The organism is Streptomyces lasiicapitis, from assembly GCF_014646335.1.
Taxonomy (GTDB): Bacteria; Actinomycetota; Actinomycetes; order Streptomycetales; family Streptomycetaceae; genus Streptomyces; species Streptomyces lasiicapitis.
The window spans coordinates 96824-116390 of record NZ_BMNG01000002.1 but is presented as its reverse complement, the minus strand read 5'-3'; the positions used below and the strand labels follow the sequence as shown (position 1 = coordinate 116390).

At 73.7% G+C, this 19567-nt stretch carries 17 protein-coding genes; 5 read left to right on the top strand and 12 right to left on the bottom strand.

Annotated elements, in window-relative coordinates:
- Positions 1-150: 150 nt before the first annotated feature.
- Positions 151-576: an OsmC family protein gene (locus IEY91_RS04035; protein ID WP_164318624.1), complete on the bottom strand. Its 426-nt coding sequence runs from the start codon at positions 574-576 to the stop codon at positions 151-153.
- Between the two features lie 649 nt (positions 577-1225).
- On the opposite strand from IEY91_RS04035, the gene IEY91_RS04030 reads away from it, so the two are divergent.
- Complete coding sequence (locus IEY91_RS04030; protein WP_189172871.1) at positions 1226-2863, top strand: DUF6345 domain-containing protein; 1638 nt, start codon at positions 1226-1228, stop codon at positions 2861-2863.
- 16 nt (positions 2864-2879) lie between these two features.
- Here the strand turns inward: IEY91_RS04030 and IEY91_RS04025 are convergent, their stop codons facing one another.
- From IEY91_RS04025 to IEY91_RS04015, 3 genes are all read right to left on the bottom strand, one after another.
- On the bottom strand, positions 2880-4265 hold the full coding sequence (locus tag IEY91_RS04025; RefSeq protein ID WP_164318628.1) for an amino acid permease: 1386 nt from the start codon (positions 4263-4265) through the stop codon (positions 2880-2882).
- A gap of 84 nt (positions 4266-4349) precedes the next feature.
- A complete protein-coding gene (locus IEY91_RS04020; RefSeq protein WP_229696730.1) occupies positions 4350-6536 on the bottom strand; it encodes a phage holin family protein in 2187 nt (728 codons plus the stop codon).
- A gap of 161 nt (positions 6537-6697) precedes the next feature.
- Complete coding sequence (locus IEY91_RS04015) at positions 6698-7123, bottom strand: hypothetical protein (RefSeq protein ID WP_164318630.1); 426 nt, start codon at positions 7121-7123, stop codon at positions 6698-6700.
- A 102-nt stretch (positions 7124-7225) separates the two neighbouring features.
- Here IEY91_RS04015 and IEY91_RS04010 point away from each other — a divergent pair, with 102 nt between their 5' ends.
- Both IEY91_RS04010 and IEY91_RS04005 read left to right on the top strand, forming a co-directional pair.
- A complete protein-coding gene (locus IEY91_RS04010; RefSeq protein ID WP_164318632.1) occupies positions 7226-8005 on the top strand; it encodes an MBL fold metallo-hydrolase in 780 nt (259 codons plus the stop codon).
- The gene (locus tag IEY91_RS04005) at positions 8005-8652 is read left to right on the top strand and encodes a DedA family protein (RefSeq protein WP_373287890.1); all 648 of its coding nucleotides are present in this window, start codon (positions 8005-8007) and stop codon (positions 8650-8652) included. Before IEY91_RS04010 ends, IEY91_RS04005 begins: the two co-directional genes overlap by 1 nt.
- 99 nt (positions 8653-8751) lie before the next feature.
- Here IEY91_RS04005 and IEY91_RS04000 read toward each other — a convergent pair whose 3' ends face one another.
- From IEY91_RS04000 to IEY91_RS03985, 4 genes are all read right to left on the bottom strand, one after another.
- Entirely contained in the window at positions 8752-9867 is a 1116-nt protein-coding gene (locus IEY91_RS04000; RefSeq protein WP_373287882.1) for an MBL fold metallo-hydrolase, read from the bottom strand.
- The gene (locus IEY91_RS03995) at positions 9864-11111 is read right to left on the bottom strand and encodes a pyridoxal phosphate-dependent aminotransferase family protein (RefSeq protein ID WP_189172867.1); all 1248 of its coding nucleotides are present in this window, start codon (positions 11109-11111) and stop codon (positions 9864-9866) included. Before IEY91_RS03995 ends, IEY91_RS04000 begins: the two co-directional genes overlap by 4 nt.
- A 127-nt stretch (positions 11112-11238) precedes the next feature.
- On the bottom strand, positions 11239-12126 hold the full coding sequence (locus IEY91_RS03990; protein ID WP_189172866.1) for a hypothetical protein: 888 nt from the start codon (positions 12124-12126) through the stop codon (positions 11239-11241).
- Between the two features lie 132 nt (positions 12127-12258).
- Positions 12259-12960 carry an ANTAR domain-containing response regulator gene (locus IEY91_RS03985; protein ID WP_164318637.1) on the bottom strand — a complete coding sequence of 234 codons (702 nt, stop codon included), beginning with the start codon at positions 12958-12960 and terminating at the stop codon, positions 12259-12261.
- A gap of 83 nt (positions 12961-13043) precedes the next feature.
- Between IEY91_RS03985 and IEY91_RS03980 the strand changes: the two genes are divergently transcribed.
- Positions 13044-14249, top strand: coding sequence for a PAS domain-containing protein (locus IEY91_RS03980; RefSeq protein WP_189172865.1), 1206 nt, complete (start codon positions 13044-13046; stop codon positions 14247-14249).
- Here IEY91_RS03980 and IEY91_RS03975 read toward each other — a convergent pair.
- Entirely contained in the window at positions 14230-15150 is a 921-nt protein-coding gene (locus tag IEY91_RS03975; RefSeq protein ID WP_229696694.1) for an RNA polymerase sigma factor SigF, read from the bottom strand. The two genes, IEY91_RS03980 and IEY91_RS03975, sit on opposite strands and share 20 nt — an antisense overlap.
- 253 nt (positions 15151-15403) lie before the next feature.
- On the opposite strand from IEY91_RS03975, the gene IEY91_RS03970 reads away from it, so the two are divergent.
- The gene (locus IEY91_RS03970) at positions 15404-15799 is read left to right on the top strand and encodes a CBS domain-containing protein (protein ID WP_189172864.1); all 396 of its coding nucleotides are present in this window, start codon (positions 15404-15406) and stop codon (positions 15797-15799) included.
- A 22-nt stretch (positions 15800-15821) separates the two neighbouring features.
- Here the strand turns inward: IEY91_RS03970 and IEY91_RS03965 are convergent, their stop codons facing one another.
- The 3 genes from IEY91_RS03965 to IEY91_RS03955 all read right to left on the bottom strand — a co-directional run bounded on the left by IEY91_RS03965 (position 15822) and on the right by IEY91_RS03955 (position 19459).
- Entirely contained in the window at positions 15822-16406 is a 585-nt protein-coding gene (locus IEY91_RS03965) for a TIGR03086 family metal-binding protein (protein ID WP_189172863.1), read from the bottom strand.
- A 408-nt stretch (positions 16407-16814) separates the two neighbouring features.
- Positions 16815-17771, bottom strand: a complete 957-nt coding sequence (locus tag IEY91_RS03960) for an AraC family transcriptional regulator (RefSeq protein WP_229696693.1) — start codon at positions 17769-17771, stop codon at positions 16815-16817.
- Between the two features lie 59 nt (positions 17772-17830).
- Positions 17831-19459, bottom strand: coding sequence for an ABC-F family ATP-binding cassette domain-containing protein (locus tag IEY91_RS03955; RefSeq protein WP_164318645.1), 1629 nt, complete (start codon positions 19457-19459; stop codon positions 17831-17833).
- Positions 19460-19567: the final 108 nt, after the last annotated feature.

Here is a 19567-nt window from a genome sequence, read left to right as displayed (position 1 = left end):
CTTGTCAATGCCGCGTGCCGGTCCGGTGCGGGGCGCGGGCGCCCGGAGGCGGGTGCAGGGGTCGGGTACCCGGTCCGGACATGGCGAAGCCGCCGACCGGTCGCGCCGGTCGGCGGCTTCGCCGTGCTGCCGCGTCGCCGCGGCGGGTGCTCAGGCCAGCTTGGCCGAGAGCGTGATCGTCGTGCCCGTGAGCGCCTGGCTGACCGGGCAGTTCGCCTTGGCGTCCTCGGCAGCCGAGGTGAACGCGGCCTCGTCGAGCCCGGGCACCTCGCCCTCGACGGTGAGGTGGATGCCGGTGATGCCGGTGCCCGGCTGGAAGGTCACGTCGGCCGACGTGACGAGCTTGGTGGGCGGGGTGCCCGCGCCGGTCAGGCCGTGGGAGAGAGCCATGGAGAAGCAGCTCGAGTGCGCGGCGGCGATGAGCTCCTCGGGGCTGGTCTTGCCGTTCGCCTGCTCGGCGCGGGAGGGCCAGGACACGGCCTGCTGCCCGATGCCCGAGGAGTCGAAGGTGACGGTGCCGGAGCCCTCGGTCAGGCTGCCTTCCCAGACCGTGTGTGCGGAGCGCGTGGTAGCCACGATGCCAAATCCCTTCGGTGAAGTTCGTTGAGGGCCATCCGATCACACTCCGGGTGAAATCGGCGCGTCGGGCGGGCGCACGGGGCCGTAAGAAGGATCACCGGGCCGGGGACCGACCGACCCCGCGCGGCCACTCCAGGAGCAACCCCTGTCCTCAACGCCCCGTCCACGAAGGCAAGTTGGACCGGACAGGGAGCGATGTGCACCGGCCAGACGCACACCGGGCGGACGAAGCCCGGCGAAGGGCCGCCTCACCGGATTCCGGCCCGCCATGGGCCGCGAGCACATCCCGGTGCGCGCCGAGGTCACCGACAAGCAGGGGAACACGTCGGCCGTGACGATTCGGCGCGCCTAGCTCGGCCGCCGGCGGCGCCGTGGACGGCAAGTAGACACCCTCCGTTTCCCGCCAACCGCGCGGCCCCCTCGCTGTGTTCGAGGGGGCCGCGCTGGTGCCCGGGGGCCGATACGAACACTGGGGCGGAGACGTCCCAGGCCACAGGTGCCGCTGGGGCGGTCGGGCACATCCGTGGCGCGGTTCCTATGGCCGGAATGGCAACTGGGCAAGGCACGCCCGCGGTGACACTTTTAGGCCCCCTCGACCGCGTGCGCCTCAGCCACGCGACGGGGAGATCACCCAGGGGGTAAGGCCATGCGCATGATCTACGTGGACCGCGGACCGTCTCCGGTCGAGCCGGAGAAACCGGGCGCGGCCGGCGACCGGGACTCGACGTTCGGCTGGTGGGGGGCGTTCAGCGTCGAGACGTTCGCCGACGCCTCGCCGCTGCGCTACACGCACGAGGACGCCACCGGTTTCCTGGAGTACCCGCAGAAGTTCTACGACCGCAACTTCTGGTTCGCCGACGGCGGCGTCCAGGTGTGGGCGTACGAGGAGACGTTCGACAACTGGCAGGACCGCTACGGCATGGACGCGGTCTGCGCCGTGTACCACTCGGGCCACGGCAACATGGACGGCAACGGCGTCTTCGAGGCGTGTCTCGGCGCCGCCTGGGACGGCCGCACCCGCGCGTACTCCAACCGGATGGCGCTCGGCAACGAGAAGGCGAAGTACGTCTTCTGGTCGACGTGCTTCTCGCTGCGGGTCCTCGGCGGGCACTCGCCGATCCGCACCTGGGCCGGACCCAACCTCGGCTTCCGCATGCTCTTCGGCTTCGAGACGACCAGCATCGACCACCCGGACTACGGCAGGAAGTTCTGGGACAAGTGGGTGTCCGGGCAGACGTACGCCGAGGCGTGGCTGAACGCGAGCTGGGACATCTGGAAGAACCAGGCCCCGTCCGTGCTCGCGGTCGGCACCACCCAGGCCGAGGCCGTGAACCGGCTCAACACCGAGCGGTACTTCTACCGCGACGCCGTGGCGGACAACTGGTACGCCTGGCGCTGGTACAACGCGCGTGAGTCGCTCACCGAGCAGCTCACCGCGCTGCCGCAGGGCACGCAGACCGTGCAGCTCGCGCCGCGCAACCCGAGCGCCGAGCTGACCCAGGCCGGGCGCATCGCGTCGTTCCCGGCAGCCGCACTCGAAGAGGTGCAGGTCGACCGGCAGGGCGTGCTCAGCGCCAGCTCCGGCGACCGCGTCGTCTCCACGGGCCCGCTCGCGGTGCGCTGGGTGCGCCTCGCCGAGCCCAACACGCGCAACACCACGGCGCTGCCCACCGACCGGGCCGTCGAGCTGGCGCGCGCCTTCGCGGAGGAGCACGCCGACGGCGCCGAGCTGGTCGTCGACAGCGTGCACGACCTGATGCAGAACTCCGGCACCAAGGACGGCTCGGAGATCGGCGCCCCCACGACCCTCCAGACGCACGTCACGTTCCGGCAGGCCTTCGACGGCGTGCCGATCATCACGCCGGACCGCGGCGTGATCCGGGTCGGTCTCGACAACGACGGCACGATCGTGCAGGCGCAGTTGTCCACCCGGCAGGCGACGAGTGCCCGGCGCGAGCCGAGCAGCCAGGTCGCGCCGCCGACGGCCGGCGGCAGGCAGGCGCCTCAGGCCCCCGCGATCGGCGACCCGAACGAGGCCCTGGCGGCCGCGCAGGAGAGCCTGCTCGCCGAGCTTGCCGTGCGCGGCGCGGGCGCCGGCGCCGACTACCCGTCGGCGGTCTCGCGGGAGCAGCAGCCCGAGGTCAGGGACGTGCCGGGCACGTTCCAGGTGGGCTATGAGGTCGAGGGCAACGAGGCCTACCCGGCCGCCCGCAAGCTGATCGAGATCGGCCCCGATGACGGCTTCAAGACCCAGCGCTGGGTGATCGCTCCGCTGGCACGGTAACCAGGAGACAGGGAGGCTACTGGGTGGCGGTCCGCTGCTTGCGGGCCGCCATCCACGCGTACACGAGGACACCCACGAAGAGGAACAGCACCCCCTGGTAGACCGCCGCGTACCCGGCCCCGGCCACCAGCCACATCGAGAAGCCGAACGCGAGCGCGGCGAGGACGGAGTCCCGCACCAGGCGGCCGCGGTCGACGCGCTCGCGCTGCCCGGAGATCAGGAAGTAGATCTGCGCGGCGGTCGCGAGGAGATACGGCACGGTGGCCGTGAACGTCGTGACGAGCACGAGGACTTCGAAGACGCCCGACGAACCGGCCGTGTAGTTGTAGACGGTGAGCAGCGAGGCAAGGACGACGGTGACGAGGACGCCGACGACCGGCACGCCGCGCCGCTTCTTGGCGAACGCGGCCGGGAAGAGTCCGTCGCGCGCGGCGGCGTACGGGGTCTGGGCACTCAGCAGCGTCCACCCGTTGAGCGCGCCGACCATGGAGACCAGCGCGGCGAGCGCCACGGCCGTGCCGCCCCAGGAGCCGCCGAACATCGCGTTCACGGCGTCGGAGAAGGGCGCGGTGGAGGCGACGAGCTTGTCGTGCGCGACGGTGCCGAAGACGGCCAGAGTGCCGAGGAGATAGACCACGGCGGCGCCGAGCGTGCCGAGGACGGTGGCGCGGCCGACGTTGCGCCGCGGGTCGCGCACCTCGCCCGCGCTGACGGCGGCGGACTCCACGCCCAGGTAGGAGAAGAGCAGGATCGCGGCGGACGCGGACACCGCGCCGACCGGGCTGTCGTCGCTCGCCTGGAACGGGCCGAGGTTGGCGCTGTCGAAGAAGAACAGACCGCCGATGGCGACGAGCAGCAGCGGCAGGAACTTCAGGACGGTGGCGACGAGTTGTACGGCGCCGACGTAGCGGGTCCCGGCGAAGTTGGCGAGCGCGGGCAGCAGTTGCAGGGTGAGGGCGGCGAGGCAGGCGGTCCACTTGTGGTCCGCCACGGGTATCAGGACGTCGAGGTAGCCGACGGCGGCGACGGCGAGCGCCGCGTTCGACACCCAGGTGGTGATCCAGTACGACCAGGCGGCGAGGAATCCCGCGAAGTCGCCGAAGGCCTCCCGCGCGTACACGTACGGGCCGCCGGTGCGCGGGTCGCGCCGCGCGAGCCGCCCGAAGACAAGCGCGAGCGCGATGGCGCCCGCCGTCAGGACGGCGAACGCGACGAGGCTGATGGTGCCGAACGGCGCGACGGAGGCGGGCAGCAGGAAGATGCCGCCGCCGATGATGTTGCCCATGACGAGACAGGTGGCGACGGGGAGCGAAAAGCTGCGCGCGTGCTTGCCATCGTCCTGGAGACGTTCCTCCTGGTGAGGGGCCGGAGCCGACGGGGAAACGGTTCCGGTGTCGTGCATGGGGTGGTGCGCCTCTCGTTGTGCCGTGCGCCCGGGATCGCCGGGAGCGAGCCCATGGTCGGGCACGGCACACGCTGCGCAAAATCAGTGTGTTTTGTCCTGTACGGCGTGGTCGGCGGCCGGAAAAGCTGTCGGAGGGGCGGGGTCCGGGCGGCGATTGTCCACGGGGGTGTCGTGCTGGTCGCAGGCCTTGTGCTGTCCGCGTGATTCGTCCCGCCAGCGGCGCAGGACGGTGTGCACGGCCTCCGCGCCGACGAGTTCGCCGCCGTCCTCGACGGCCGGGGACAGGGCGAGCGGGGCGAGCAGGAACGGGCGGGACTGGGCGCCGCCGAGGCCGCCGTGGGAGCCGATCTGCTCCTCGAAGGCGAGGACTTCGCCCTCCTGCGGGTCGTACCAGGAGTTGACCATGATGTCGGCGGTGTGCGGGAAGGAGTCGGTGCGCCGCACGGCGTCGGCGGCACCGGGCCCGAAGTCGGCGAGCGGACCGAGGCCGTCGGGGCCGTCGGCGCTCCGCAGGTCGTCAAGTCGGACCTCGGCGCCGCGCGCGCCCAGCACCAGCGCCCCGTGCTCCTCGCTGCGGACCAGCAGGAAGCCGACGCCCGGGTGGTTGGCGAGGGTCGGAAGCAGCGCCGGGTGGCGGAGGTCGATCTCCTCGCGCGTCATGCGGTGCGGTACGTCGGGGAAGGAGACGAGCCCGAGGTTGCCGGAGGCCAGGACGATCGGCTCGGCGTGACGCTGCGGCCGGTGCTCGCCCGCGCCCTCCTCGACGGGCCTGCGCAGCGCGGCGCGCACCGCCGAGCGGGCCTCGGCGCCGCTGTGCGTACGCCGGGCCCTGCGCGGCACGGGCAGTCCGCAGCCGGCCCGGACCAGGTCGGCGAGGGTGAGGCCGTAGCGGGCGCGGAAGGTCTCGCCGGGGCTCTGGCCGTGGTCGGAGAGCAGGACGATGCGGTACGGCCGTGGCGCGTGGTCGGCGACCTGGGCGATCAGGGCGAGCGAGCGGTCCAGGCGGCGGAGCACCCGCTCGGCGTCGCCGCTCGTGGGTCCGGAGTGGTGGGCCACTTCGTCGTACGCGACGAGGTCGGCGTAGACGGCGGCGCGCCCGGCGAGCATGTCACCGATGACGGCGGCGACCACGACATCGCGCTCGACGACGGTCGCGAAGGCGCGGATGAACGGATAGAGGCCGCCGCGGCTCACGCGCGGGCGGCGTCTGCACAGCCGGGCGCGGGTGGACTCGCCGATCTCTCGGCCGACCTCGGCGACGAAGGAGAGGGCGGTGCGGACGGCGTTGGCGGGGTCGGAGAAGTACGCGAAGTAGCCGGCGCGGGAGCGGTTCTCCTTGCCGCGTCTGGCCGCCATCGACAGGACGAGCGCGAGCTGGTCCGCTCCCCCGCTGAACAGGTTGCCGCGGCTCGCGCCGCCGTCGGCGAGCAGGCCGGGGTCGCCGGTGCGGGCCACCGCGCGGCGCTGCAGTTCCCCCGCCGAGGCGGGCCGGTTGGACACCATGACCTCGCCGGTGTCCTTCTCGTACCAGCGGAAGGCGGGGACGTCGAAGTTGCTGCCGTGCAGGATGGCGAGCTGGCTGGCGCCGGTCTGGCTGGACCAGTCGGTGCGCCAGGGGGTGAGGCGGTGCGTCGGGGGTGGGGGCGGTGTCTCCTGGTTCTGCGTGGCGTTGGCGTTGCCCAACCACCTGGCCACGGTCGGCATGAGCCCCTTGTTGACGGCGTCCGTCAGTACGTCGTGGCCCACTCCGTCGAGTTGGAGGAACAGGATGCCCGGGGTGCTCGGGCTGTGCGCGCCGTCGGCGCGGCGGCGTCTGCGGTCGGCGAGGCGGTACAGGCGGCGGCGGTAGGCGTCGTCGTCGCGGACGGCCAGGGCGCCGCCGGTCGCGGAGGCGACGGCGGACATCACGGCGGCGACGACCACGGCGGTCTCCGCGTTCGCGTCGCCGCGGCCGTCGGGGATCATGCGCAGGGCGAGCAGCAGCAGCGAACCGTTCAGGAAGAAGTTGAGCAGGCCGAGGACCAGGGCCGGTACGAGGAGCAGCGCCCGTACGAGCAGCGGCCACACCAGCGCCGAAAGGAGGCCGAAGGCGCCCGCGCCCAGGGCGGCGGTGATCGCGATGCGGGTGGCGCTGTCGCCGTCGTCCGACTGGAGCTTGAAGTCCGGCAGGATGCCGGCGAGGGCCAGCATCGTGAGCGTGCTCACCCCCCACACGGCGACGACGCGCCACAGCGCGCGACCCACTCTCCGCCAACGCCCGTCGCGCACCGCGTCCGCCCACCTCACGTGCTTGTTCCTGCCCCCAGCGTGTCACAGGCCGTGGGCCTTCCACGGGTATCCCGGGGCGGGGTGGGCCGCCTCCGGCCGCCCGGGCGGGAGAAGGCCGCAAAGCGGCGGAGGGAGGCCGTCGGGGGCGTCCGCGCCAGGGATCAGCAGCCGTCGTAGCCGGCCGTCGGCATCGACAGCCTGCGGTGGACGTGGGCCTTCATGCGGGAGTCGTAGGCCGGCTCGGCGAAGCCCGCCGTCTCGATGCGGACCCCGCGCCGCTCGCATTCGGCGGTGAACTCGTCGGCGGAGCGGAGCGCGCGTTCGAGGACGCGTCGGCAGGGGACGACGAAGAGGTCGACGAGCCCGGCGTCCACGTCGTTCCAGAGGACGGCGTGGTCGGCGCGCAGGCCGCGTACGACGAGCTCCCGCGTCACCACGTACCCCTGCGCGGCGGCCCACCGCGCGCACATGGCGTGCTGGCTGCGCGAGTCCACCAGGAAGGGATCGGCGTCCAGTTCCTCCAGAGGCGTCAGGCTCGCGATCGCCGCGACCCGCACCGCGCGCGCGGCCCCCCCGGCGTGTCCCATGGCGTCCCCTCACCTCGGCTGAACCTCGGCTGACCTCGGCCGTCAGCCGTTGACACTACTCCTGGCCGTAGGCTCGGAGACAGTCACACGAAGGAGGAACGGGTGCGGGCGGACGTCACGGTCACCTGGTGGGGTCATGCCACGTGCACGGTCGAGGACTCGGGCACGCGCGTGCTCACCGACCCCCTCTTCGCGCGCCGCCTGGCGCACCTGCGCCGCCGCCGCGGCGCCCTGCCGCCCCCGCAGGCCGCGCTCGCCGACGTCGTCCTCCTCTCCCACCTGCACGCCGACCACCTGCACGTCCCGTCCCTGGCGCGCCTCGCCCCCGGCACCCGCGTCCTGGTGCCGCGCGGCGCCGCCCGCTCGGTACCGGGCCTGCGCAAGCTGTCCCACCTGCGGTTCACCGAGGTCGCGCCCGGCGACGAGGTGCCCGCGGGCGATGTCGTCGTACGCGTCGTCCCCGCCCTGCACGACGGCCGCCGCCTGCCGCTGGGCCCGCACCGCTCGCCCGCCCTCGGCTACGTCGTCGAGGGCCGCGCCCGCACCTACTTCGCCGGGGACACCGGCCTCTTCGACACGATGGCCGACGAGGTCGGCCCCGTCGACGTGGCCCTGCTTCCCGTCGGCGGCTGGGGCCCCTACCTCGGCCACGGCCACCTCGACCCGGCCCGCGCCGCCGAGGCCCTCGCCCGGATCGCGCCGCGCAGCGCGGTGCCGGTGCACTACGGGACGTACTGGCCGATCGGTATGGACGCGGTGCGGCCGCACGAATTCCACGGGCCGGGCGAGGAGTTCGTACGGCAGGCCGCCCGCCGCGCCCCGGACGTCGCCGTGCACCGGCTCGGGCACGGCGAGTCCGTGCGGCCGGAGGTCGCCCGATGATGCTCGCCGCCGCGGCGACGGTGACGACCGACTCCACCCAGCAGGCGGTCGGCTACCCGTCCCTGTTCCTGCTGGTGGTGCTGGGCGCCCTTGTGCCGGTCGTCCCGACCGGGGCGCTGGTGAGTTCGGCCGCCGTGGTGGCCTTCCACCAGACCGACACGTCGCCGTTCGCGCTGCTCGTCGTGTTCGGCGTGGCCGCGCTCGCCGCGTTCGTGGGCGACATGGGCCTGTACTGGCTCGGCCGGCGCGGCATGCGCTCCAAGAACGGCTCGCGCTGGCTGGAGGCCATCCGCGACCGCGCCCCGGCGGAGCGCCTGCGCATGGCCCAGGTCCGGCTCGACGACCACGGCGTCCTGGTCCTCGTCCTGTCCCGCCTGGTCCCGGCGGGCCGCATCCCGGTCATGCTGGCCTGCCTCCTCGCCAAGATGCCGCTACGCCGCTTCGCCCGCGGCAACCTCCCCGCCTGCCTCGCCTGGGCGGTCACCTACCAACTCATCGGCATCCTCGGCGGCTCCCTGTTCAAGGAGCCCTGGGAGGGCGTGGCGCTGGCGGTGGGCCTGACGGTGGTGATCAGCGCGGCACCGACGATCTGGCGACGCGTACGAGGAACCTCTTCCGCCCCGTCCGGAACAGGTACGGGCACCTGAAACGCCCGGGCGAGGAGTATTCAGCCCGTCGAGGGGGTCCCACCCTGCTCCTTAAGAGCTTGGGGGAGTTTGAGGACGAGCGCGCAGCGCGACAAGACCTCAGCCAGGGAGCACCCGGGACCCACCCACCGGCAGATCCCACAAATCACCCCGCGACAGCCCGGCCCGCGCCCAAGCGTCCCGCACCCGCGTCAGCGGCTGAAGCACCGGCTCAGCCGAAAGCAGAAACGTCCCCCAGTGCATGGGAGCCATCCGCCGCGCCCCCACATCCCGCGCGGCCCGAACCGCCTCCTCCGGATCACAGTGAACGTCCCGCAGCCACCACCGTGGTTCGTACGCCCCGATCGGCAGCAGCGCGAGGTCGATCCCGGGATACCGCTCCCCGATCCGCGAGAACCAGTGCCCGTACCCCGTGTCCCCGGCGAAGTACACCCGCTGCCCGAGGCCGTCGGTCAACACCCAGCCGCCCCACAGCGAACGGCACGTGTCCCGCAGGCCCCGCTTGGACCAGTGGTGCGCGGGCACGAAGTCGAAGCGGACTCCCGCCCGTCTCCCACCACCACCCTCAATCGAGTCGCCTTCGGCGCCGCCCACCGGAACGAGTTCGACGCCCTCCCACCAGTCGAGTTCGGCGACCCGCGTGAAACGGCGGCGGGTGAACCAGCGGCCGAGGCCCGCGGGGACGAAGACGGGGGTGTCGCGCGGGAGTCTGCGGAGGGTGGGCGCGTCCAGGTGGTCGTAGTGGTTGTGGCTGATGACCACCGCGTCGACGCGCGGCAGCGCGCTCCAGGCGACGCCGACGGGGGTGACGCGGGCGGGGGTGCCGAGGATCCTCCGGGACCAGACGGGGTCGGTGAGGACGGTGAGCCCGCCGACGCGTACGACCCAACTCGCGTGGCCCGCCCAGGTCACCGCGACCGTACGGGAGTCCACGCGCGGCAGCGGCCCCGGCTCGTACGGCAGTTGCGGGATGTCGGCGAGCCCCTCGGGCCGGGGCCGCAGCGCGCCCTCGCGGGCGAACCGGGCGAAGGCCCTGAGGCCGGGCAGCGGCGCGGTGAGCCGGTCGGCGAAGGACCTCGGCCACAGCCGGACCGTGCCGAAGGCCGCTCTGCCCAGGGCGTCCCGCCCCTGCCGTACCTCCTGCGCCTGCTCCGTGTCCTGTGCCTGCTGTGCCTGCTCTGTGTCCCGTGGCTGCTGCTGTGTCTGCTGCGTCACCGAGGAGGCTCCCATCGCTGTGCTTCTGCGCGGAGATCGTCGAAGGCCGATCCGAACAAGGTCAACGCCCGTTCCACGTGCGGCAATTCCAGCGGGTCCGGGGCGGCGAGCGCGGCGAGCCGCTGCTGCGGCTCCGAGCCGAGGAAGGGCCCGGTGGACAGGCGCACGCGCATCGCGGCGATGTCGTCGCCGAAGCGGTGGCCTCCGGGTGCGGGCATGCCGAGGTGCTCCTGGAGGAAGTCCTCCAGTTCCTGCGCGTCACCGGCGCCCCGTGCGGCGAGCGCGGCCCGCAGCGGGCCGAGGTCCGCGTACAGGTGACGGCCCGCCATCGGCGGTCGTACGAAACCGCCCGCCGCGACGACCGCGTCCCGCACCGCCGCCGCCACGCGCGCGTGCAGCCGCGTCGCGGCGGTGAGGCGGGCGGTGATCTCGTCGGGTTCCCCGAGCGCGTACGCGGCCGCGGCGGCGACCGGCGCCGCGGGAGCCGCGCCGAGCGCGCTGAGGACGTCGAGGACGCGGGCGCGCAGGGCCGTGCCGGGGCCGTTCGCCGGGAAGCGGGCGAGGGCGGCGGGCAGGGCGGGCGGCAGGAAGGCGCCGGAGAGGTCGCAGACGACGGTGACGCGTTCGGGGGCCATCTCGGCGGGGCCGATCAGGACGGTCTCGCGCGGGCGGTGCAGGGTGTCGCGCCACGTCTCGTCGCTGACGATGTGCAGGCCCTCCCCGGCCGCGGCCTCGACGGCCTCGTGCACCAGCTCCGGCGGCGGCACGGTCGCCGTCGGGTCGTCGGCCACCGACATCACCAGCAGACGCGGCACGCCGCCTTCGGCGCGGACCCGGCGGACGGTTTCCAGGAGGGCGTACGGATCGGGGACGCCGCCGCATTCGGCGGGCGTCGGCACGTGGTACGCCGACCGGCCGAGCAGGCGCACCTGCGGCTGCCACCACGCGGCGCAGGGGCGGGGCAGCAGCACGTCGCCGCCGATCGCGGCGGCGAGCGCGAGCAGCAGCGGGGCGTCGCCGATGAGCGCGGCGACGTGGCCGCGTTCGGCGGGCAGGCCGCGCCGGGACCAGTAGCCGCTCGCCGCGTCGAGGAGCACCGGGTCGCCGCCGGGCGGCTGCGCGTGCGAGCGGCCCGCGGCGGCGGACAGCGCGGCGGACAGCTCAGGGAGCACCGGAAGTCCCGGCTCCGGCAGCGGCGGGCCGTACCGGACACGGCCGCGGCCCTCGTGGTCCGTCCGCCGCATGGGTACCTCCGTGCGCTCCCGTGACCGTCCGTGTGCCGTCGGTTGTCTGCGTACCCACGGTGGCGCCGGTCCATCTTCTGGTGGTCGTCGGGTCGGCCGGATGGCCGGGGGTTGACCCGTCCGGCGGTCAGCGGGGGTACGCGCGGTCGCGGCGCAGGCGGTGCACGGCGGCGCCGAGCGCCCCCACGACGAGCAGCGCGCCCGCGGCGAGCGCCGCCGGGGAGTCGCTGAAGCCGCCCTCCCGCCCCGCGTGCACACCGCGGGCCGCGGCGGGGGACGTGTGGTCGGGCTTGTGGGTGGAGGTGTGGCCGGAACGAGTGACGGTGAACGTCGCCTTCCACTGGCCGTCGCCGTGGCAGGTGCCGTCGACGGCCCACTCCGAGCCGGAGCCGACGGCGTTCGGACCGCCGCCCTCGAAGGACTGGGCGGCGGCGACGCGGGCGGTGCCGTGGTAGGCGATGCCGCCCGCGGCGGCGCCGGGTCCCTGCAGGCCGGTGGTGCCGGACGGGTCGAGCCCGGCGGCTGCGGACGGGTCGAGTCCGTCCCCCGCGGACGGTTCGAGTCCGTCCGAGGGGGTGAGCCCTTCCTGCGCGTCGAAGGACGTCGGGGGTTCCGCGAGACCGTCGATCCCGCCGAACTGGCCCGTCTCGTCCTGTCGGCCGCCGCCCTCGTCGTACTGACCGTTCTCGTTGCTCTCGTCGTACTGGGTGGTGCCGTCCTGGGAGTGCTGGTTCGACTGGTTCGGCTGGTGCTGCGGGGTCTGCTCGTGGTGCTGGGCGCGCTGGAGCTGGACCGAGCCGTGCTCGAAGGCCTGGGAGTTGGCGTTCATGGTCTGCGGCGGGCTGCCGCCGGTGGCGGGGCAGGTGACGGAGATCGTGACCTGTTCGCCGGGGGCGGCGTGCTTGGGGGTGACTTCGGCGGTGGCGTCTCCCGCGTACGCGGACGGGGTGGCGGCGAGGGTGCAGAGGGCGGCCGTGGTGAGCGTCATGGCTAGGTGCGGGGCGGAAAGGCGCATGAGGTCATTCGAGCGTGGGGACGCGTCATCCGCGCGGTGTGGCCTCCGGCCGGGTGAGCCGGTGGGATGAACCCGGTCACCGGGACAGGCCACCAGGAGTAGGCCATCGGGACCGGTCGCCGGAGCCGTGGGCTATTCGGCCAGTGACGTGAGTTCGCGTTCCAGGCCCCTGCCCCGCGTCTCCACCAGCGCCGCGGCCACCTCGGCGAGTTTGCGGTTGGTCCGCTGGGAGATGCGGCGCAGCAGGGTGAAGGCACGGTCGGCGTCGCAGGTGACGACGTGCATGATGATGCCGCAGGCCTGGTCGACGACGGGGCGGGTGCGCAGGGCCTCGCCCAGGTGGTCGAGTTCGGTGAGGGCCGCGCGGTAGTGGCGGTCGCGGACCAGGCCCGCCGCCGCGAGGTCGCCGAGCGCCTGCGCGGGCCCGCACCCCGCCTCGTCGAGCGTGCCGGGGCGGAAGCTGAACAGGCTCAGGGTGAGGGTGAGCCCGGAGCGCCGGAAGGGCAGCGTGACGCTGGCGCGGACGCCGGAGTCCAGGGCGAGCGCGCGGTACTCCGGCCAGCGGTCGTCACGCAGGAGATCCTCCGCGTCCACCGGCGCGCCCCGCTCCTGGGCCGCCGGGATCGGCCCGTCGCCGGAGCGCAGCTGCATGGAGACGAGGTTGGCGAGGTCGGGGTGGGTGACGGCGGGCGGGTGGTCCTCGCCGCCGTCGTTCACGGTGGTGCCCGCGCCGCAGCACGCGGTGGTGCAGCGCAGCGCCTGCTCGGCCAGTTCCGAGAGCCTGCGCGCCGGCAGAGCTGATTCCGGTCCGTCCGTTGCGAGCGGCATCGGCATGGCGGTGCGCCTCCTCGTTTCTCGTTCTGGTCGGGTTCCCGGTGACGGCCTCGGAAAACGGCGTCAGCCGATACGTTCGCCCCATGGCGGAGACGGAGCGGTTCAGTGAGGATCTCGCGGATTTCGTGCGCCGCGTCGCGGAGTTGAAGGCATCGCGTGCCGTGCCCTCGGGTGACCTGCGCCCCATGCTCGACGCGGCGCTCTTCGAACTGGACCACGTGGCCGAGCGGTTGTGGCCGGGGCTTGAGCGGCTCGGGAGCGAAGGACCGGCGGCGGGCGAGCGGGCCGCGCGGGAGGAACAGCGGCTGCTGCGCACCGTCTTCCAGCGGTTTCCGCTGCCGGTCGCGCTCGTCGACGGCGAGACGGTCGTACGCCGCATGAACCCCGCGGCGACGGATCTCACCGGGGTGCGCGGCGGGTACGCGACGGGGCGGCCGCTGGCCGGTTTCCTCACGCCGTCGGACCGTTCCGCGTTCCGCTCGCAGGCCGCGGCGGTCGCCCGCGGCGAGGGCGACCGGAGCCTGACGGTGCGGCTGCAGCACCGGCCCCGGCTTCCGGTGCGGGCGACGCTGACCGGGCTGCGGCCGGGCAGCGAGCCCCGCACGGTGGTCCTGGTCGTGCTGCAGCCCCCGGCCGCCGGGGATCCGCCGCAGCTCCCGGGCGCCCGCGACGCGGTGCCGCGCGGCGTGCGGGGCCGTGCGCCGGACCTCGCCGAGGCGACCCGGCACGCCGAACTCCTGGAGCTGTCGGACGCCGTGACGGTCGCGCTGCTCACGGCGCCGCCGGGGGATCGGGCGGGCGTGCTCGCGCGGGTCGCCGAGGTGCTGCACGGCCGGTTCGCGGACTGGGTGATCGTCGACGAGGGCGCGGCGGGACCGCGGCGCCGCACGGTCCTCGGCCCCGAGGGTGCGGCGGACCCCGAGGGCTCGGCGGGCTCGGCGGGCTCGGCGGGGGCGGGACCGGTCGCGAACGTCCTCGCGCAGGACCCGGCCGACTGCCCGCTGGTCCTGGAGACGGCCCGCTGCGCGGCGCCCACGCTCCAGGTGCGCCCCGATCCCCCGGACAGCTTCGGCCGGGACGCGAGCGGCGCCCCCGTCCTGGTCCGCGCGAACGTCACGTCCCTGCTGTGCGTGCCGCTCGCGCCGCACGCGAACGGTCCCGGCGGTCCCGTACTGGGGGTGCTCAGCCTGTTCAGGACCGGCGCGCGCCTCGCCTTCTCGATGGCCGAGGCGCGCGCCGTGGACGTGATGGCACGTCACATCGCCCTGGCTATGCGGCGGCCCGGGTGACCTCGGCGGGAGCCGACTCCTCGTACTCCGCGGGGACAGCGGCGGGATGGCGGGGCGCCTCCCGCATGACCTCGTCGCGCACCCGGCCGCAGCAGCGGCTGATCAGGCGGGAGACGTGCATCTGCGAGATGCCGAGGTGCTCGGCGATCCGGCTCTGCGTCATGTCGCCGAAGAACCGCATGTAGAGGATGGTCCGTTCACGCTCGGGCAGCCGGGCGAGGCACGGTTTGACGGCCTCGCGGTCGACGACGACGTCGAGCGCGGGGTCGGCGCCGCCGAGGGTGTCGCGCAGCGCGTATCCGTCGTCGCTGCCGGGGAGTTCGGCGTCCAGGGACAGCGCGGTGAAACTGTCGAGCGCCTCGAGGCCGGTCGCGGCGTCCTCCTCGCTCATCCGGGCCCGCTCGGCGATCTCGGCGACGGTGGGCGCGCGCCCGGAGATGGTCTGGGACAGGTCCTGGCGGGCGAACCGCACGCGGTTGCGCAGGTCCTGGACGCGGCGCGGCACGTGCAGGGTCCACATGTGGTCGCGGAAGTGGCGCTTGATCTCGCCGGTGACGGTGGGCACGGCGTAGCTCTCGAAGGCGTTGCCGCGCTCCGGGTCGTACCGGTCGACGGCCTTGACCAGGCCGAGGGCCGCGACCTGGCGCAGGTCGTCGAGGGCTTCGCCGCGGTTGCGGAAGCGGCCCGCGAGCCGCTCGGCCATGGGCAGCCACGCCTGCACGATCTCCCCGCGCAGGGCGTCGCGTTCGGCGCCGTGCGGCATGTCGCAGAGCCGCCGGAAGGCCGCGGCGGTGTCGGGTGCGTCGTCGTGCGGGTGCCGCCTGGAACGGGTGCGTCGCGTGCGTTCTTGGGGTCGGTCCTGGAATCGTGCCGCATCGGATCGTGCTGCATCGGATCGCATGATGCCTGGCAACTCCCTTGTGCCGGTGCCTGGTTGGACGGTCACCGTGGAAAGGGGCGCGCGGGCGTCACTGGGGCACACCCGTCGGTGAAGCGGAGCCTCTCCCACGGACGTGCCTCCGGTCCGAAGCACTTCTCTTCCGCCTGCCCCGGACACCGCGCGACAAACGCCCCACGCATGGGCCCGGCGTCGAGGGGTACCCCGGGCGGTGTGCCACACAGACACGCCCACCTCGTGAGAAGGGCTCAGCGCCATGGCGGAATACGTGAGGGAAGTCATGACACCAGGAGTCGCCGCGGTCCGCCCCGACGCCTCACTGGTGGAGGCCGCGCAGTTGATGCGCGCGCAGGACATCGGCGACGTCGTCGTCACCGGCGGCGGCCAGGTCCTGGGTGTGCTCACCGACCGGGACATCACGCTGCGCGCCGTGGCGGACGGCGCGGACCCGCTGACCGTCAGCGCGCAGGCCGTGTGCACGCCGAACCCGGTGGTGGTCGCCCCCGACGACCCGGTGGCGGACGCGGTGGGCCTGATGCGGGCGTACGCGATACGCCGACTGCCGGTCGTCGAGGACGGCAGGCCCGTCGGCATGGTGAGCATCGGCGACCTGACGGTCGACCCGTCCGGTGACCCGGAGGACGTGATCTGAGGGCCCCGATGGACCCAAGGCTCTAAGGCGTGCGCCCGAGCAGGGACAGGAGTTTGGTCTGGACGTCCGCCCCTGACGGGGGCTGTACGGCCGGGCCGAACAGGCCGGTCTTGCTCAACTCGGCCGCGTACGGGGTTACTTCGCGCACCGCCGCGGCCACGAGGTCGTCCGGAAGGCGCTCGTCGGCGCCGATCGCGCGCGCCAGGTCCCAGCTGTGCACGACCAGGTCGGTGATCATCTGGGCGCAGTAGTCGTGCGCGGGGGTGTCGCCGTACGAGAGGTGCACGGTGCGCTCCAGGGCGCCCGGTTCCTCGAAGGCGGCGCGGGCCGCCTCGGCGGCGGTGTCCCAGGAGGCGACCGGGTCGGGGCCGAGCACGTCGCCGTCGAAGGAGTCGCCGACGTCCGCGAGGGCGGCGCCGTCGCGCACCAGCGGCGGGACCCAGAGCTGTTCCACGGTCAGATGGCCGACGAGGTCCCGCACGGTCCAGTCGGCGCAGGGCGTCGGCGCGTCCCACTGGTCCGCCCGCACGGTGTGCACCCGCTGGGTGAACAGGTCGAGGGCCCGGCCGTGCCGCCGCAGCAGCGGGGGGCCTTCCGTCGCGCTCATGCCGCCTCCGGTGTCCCGCCCGCCCGCGTCTGTCGCGTGCGGGGCGTCGCGTTCGTCGTACGCGTGGCTCGGCGCCGTACGCGCACCTTCGAGTGTGGCCGCACGGCGCCCGGGAGGCAGCGGGAGCGGGGCCGGAAGGGGCGGGCCCGATGGCACGAGGGGGCGTGCCGGGGGACACCGGGCCCGCGGTCCGAAAGCCGGCCCGGCGGGCTGCGCCGGGCCGGAGACACCGGGGATCCGTCCGCGGCCGACGCCCCGGGAGAAGGCTAGGGCTCCCGCGACGGCGACCGGTCCACCCGGTGCCGATCTCACCCTAGGCGGGCGCTCACGGGGCCACGATCCGCTGGGCGCTGCGGCTGTCCGCAGAACGCACCGCGTCCGCCTCCCGCGGGGACGCCCGGCGGCGCGTCACCCCCGCAGCGTCTGCGAGGGCAGCTCCCCGAACCGCGCCCGGTACTGCTCCGCGAACCGGCCGAGGTGCGCGAAGCCCCAGCGGTGGGCGACCTCACTGACGCAGGCCCCGCAGGGGTCGGCCGCGCGCAGTTCGTCCCGCACCCGCTGGAGGCGTACGTCGCGTACGTACGCCATCGGGGACATCCCCACGTACCGCCGGAAGGCCTCCTGGAGCCAGCGCACGCCGACGCGCGCCTCGGCGGCGAGGACGGCGGTGGTGAAGGGGTGGTCGGGCCGCTGCTGCACGGCGTCCATGGCGCGCTTGACGGGCGCGGGCCGCAACTGGCGCACGGGATCGGCGAGCTGGTCGCGGTAGCGGTGGCCGGCGGAGAGCAGCAGGCCGTTCAGGAGCGCCTCCTGGAGCGGCGCGGCGACCAGCGACCCGCTCAGCATCGCGGACTCGTCGAGCAGGTCCTCCGCGACCGCGCGCACAAGGCGCGTCCAGCCCCGTCCGGGCCCTCGGCTGATGTCGAAGCCCGGCTCGAGGGGCACCGGGCCGCGGGCGGGCCTGCCGATGAGCCGCTCCAGGCTCTCCTCCAGGGCCGCGCGTTCCAGCTTCACGGCGAGGATCCGGCAGTCCCCGGGCCATCGGTCGATCGTCGTGTCGCCGATGGGCTGGTAGACGGCGGCGCTCTGCGGTGTGGTGAGCGTGCGGGGGCCGCAGCCCTGATGCCAGTCCAGGTGGCCGCTCAGCGGGATGTTCACGTGGTACGCCCCGAGTTCCCCGACGCGCGCGCGGATGTCCGCGCCGCAGCCGAGCTCCCCGACGGTCAGCGCCCCGAGCCGCCCGATGTCGAACTCCGCGCGGAAGGGGGGCGATCCGGCGAGCACATCCAGGAAGTTGCTGTAGTACGCGTCCCCCAGCGCCTGCCGCGCCTCGTCCACATCATTGGTCCTGAACGACGTCCTCACGGCCACGGTCTCCCCAATTGCGCAGCGTACGGCGTGGTTTCACCACGCTACCGCTCGCGCTACCGGGCCCGCTCCACTCTGCGCTCGTCCCATACGGGCTCGGCGGTCTCGCGGACCCGGCCGTCGGCGCCGAAGACGAGATAGCGGTCGAACGACCGGGCGAACCAGCGGTCGTGGGTGACCGCGAGCACCGTGCCCTCGTACGCCTCGAGCCCCTCCTGCAACGCCTCGGCGGACTCCAGGTCGAGGTTGTCGGTGGGCTCGTCGAGCAACAGGGCGGTGGAGCCCTGGAGTTCGAGCAGCAGGATCTGGAAGCGGGCCTGCTGGCCGCCGGACAGCCTCTCGAAGCGCTGCTCGGCCTGACCGGTGAGTTCGTAACGGCGCAGGCGGGACATCGCCGCGCCCCGGTCCTTGGCGTGCTCGCGCCACAGGATGTCGAGCAGGGTGCGGCCGAAGAGCTCGGGGTGGGCGTGGGTCTGCGCGAAGTGTCCCGGCACGACGCGGGCGCCGAGCTTCCACTCGCCCGTGTGCGCCACCGGGTTCTGGGCGTCACCCGCGAGGAGGCGCAGGAAGTGCGACTTGCCGGAGCCGTTCGAACCGAGGACGGCGACGCGCTCGCCGTAGAAGACCTCCAGGTCGAAGGGTTTCATCAGGCCGGTCAGCTCGAGGTTCTTGCAGGTGACGGCGCGCACGCCGGTGCGGCCGCCGTGCAGACGCATGGTGATGTCCTGCTTGCGCGGCGGCTCGGGCGGCGGTCCCGCCTCCTCGAACTTGCGCAGCCTGGTCTTCGCGGCCTGATAGCGCGAGGCCATCTCGTCGCTGCGCGCGGCGTACTGCTGCATGTCCAGGACGAGCTTCTTGAGCTGCGCGTGCTTCTCGTCCCAGCGGCGGCGCAGCTCCTCGAAGCGCGCGAAGCGCTCCTGACGCGCCTCGTGGTACGTGGCGAAGCCCGCGCCGTGCACCCACACCTCCGAGCCGCCGGGGCTCGGCTCGACGCTGACGATCTTCTCGGCGGAGCGGGCGAGGAGCTCGCGGTCGTGGCTGACGAACAGGACGGTCTTGCGGGTCTCCTTGAGGCGCTCCTCCAGCCAGCGCTTGCCGGGGACGTCCAGGTAGTTGTCCGGTTCGTCCAGGAGCAGCACCTCGTCGGTGCCGCGCAGCAGGGCTTCGAGGACCAGGCGTTTCTGCTCGCCGCCGGAGAGCGTGCGCACCTCGCGCCACTGGGCCTGGTCGTAGGGGATGCCGAGCGCGGCCGTCGTGCACATGTCCCAGAGCGTCTCGGCCTCGTACCCCCGGGCCTCCGCCCAGTCGGACAGGGCCTGCGCGTACTGGAGCTGGGCGGCCTCGTCGTCGACGGTCATGATGGCGTGCTCGGCGCGGTCCACGGCCTCGGCGGCCTCGCGGATGCGGGGCTGGGCCACGGAGACCAGGAGGTCGCGGACCGTGGTGCCGTCCCGTACGGAGCCGACGAACTGGGGCATCACGCCGAGGCCGCCGGAGACCGTGACGGTGCCGCCGTGCGGCTTGAGCTCCCCCGCGATGAGCCTGAGCAGCGTCGTCTTGCCTGCGCCGTTCGCCCCCACCAGCGCCACCGACGCGCCCTCGCCCACGCGGAACGAGACATCACCGAGCAGCGCTCGCCCGTCCGGCAGGTAGTACTCGATGTGCGCGGCTTCCAGATGTCCCATGGGGGCGATTGTCCGTGGGGGCCATCGACGTGGGCAAACGGTTTGTCTTCGTGTCCGTATTCTGAGATACAGGTCTCACCATACGGCTACTGCGGCGTACAGTGCGGA

Excerpts from the sequence above, each read along its gene's own strand:
- IEY91_RS03985 (WP_164318637.1), bottom strand. The coding sequence starts at position 12,960 with ATGCCGATGCCGCTCGCAACGGACGGACCGGAATCAGCTCTGCCGGCG.
- IEY91_RS04005 (WP_373287890.1), top strand. The coding sequence starts at position 8,005 with ATGCTCGCCGCCGCGGCGACGGTGACGACCGACTCCACCCAGCAGGCG.
- IEY91_RS04030 (WP_189172871.1), top strand. The coding sequence starts at position 1,226 with ATGCGCATGATCTACGTGGACCGCGGACCGTCTCCGGTCGAGCCGGAG.
- IEY91_RS03990 (WP_189172866.1), bottom strand. The coding sequence starts at position 12,126 with ATGCGCCTTTCCGCCCCGCACCTAGCCATGACGCTCACCACGGCCGCC.
- IEY91_RS03980 (WP_189172865.1), top strand. The coding sequence starts at position 13,044 with ATGGCGGAGACGGAGCGGTTCAGTGAGGATCTCGCGGATTTCGTGCGC.
- IEY91_RS03995 (WP_189172867.1), bottom strand. The coding sequence starts at position 11,111 with ATGCGGCGGACGGACCACGAGGGCCGCGGCCGTGTCCGGTACGGCCCG.
- IEY91_RS04025 (WP_164318628.1), bottom strand. The coding sequence starts at position 4,265 with ATGCACGACACCGGAACCGTTTCCCCGTCGGCTCCGGCCCCTCACCAG.
- IEY91_RS03970 (WP_189172864.1), top strand. The coding sequence starts at position 15,404 with ATGGCGGAATACGTGAGGGAAGTCATGACACCAGGAGTCGCCGCGGTC.
- IEY91_RS04015 (WP_164318630.1), bottom strand. The coding sequence starts at position 7,123 with ATGGGACACGCCGGGGGGGCCGCGCGCGCGGTGCGGGTCGCGGCGATC.
- IEY91_RS03955 (WP_164318645.1), bottom strand. The coding sequence starts at position 19,459 with ATGGGACATCTGGAAGCCGCGCACATCGAGTACTACCTGCCGGACGGG.
- IEY91_RS03975 (WP_229696694.1), bottom strand. The coding sequence starts at position 15,150 with ATGCGATCCGATGCAGCACGATCCGATGCGGCACGATTCCAGGACCGA.
- IEY91_RS03965 (WP_189172863.1), bottom strand. The coding sequence starts at position 16,406 with ATGAGCGCGACGGAAGGCCCCCCGCTGCTGCGGCGGCACGGCCGGGCC.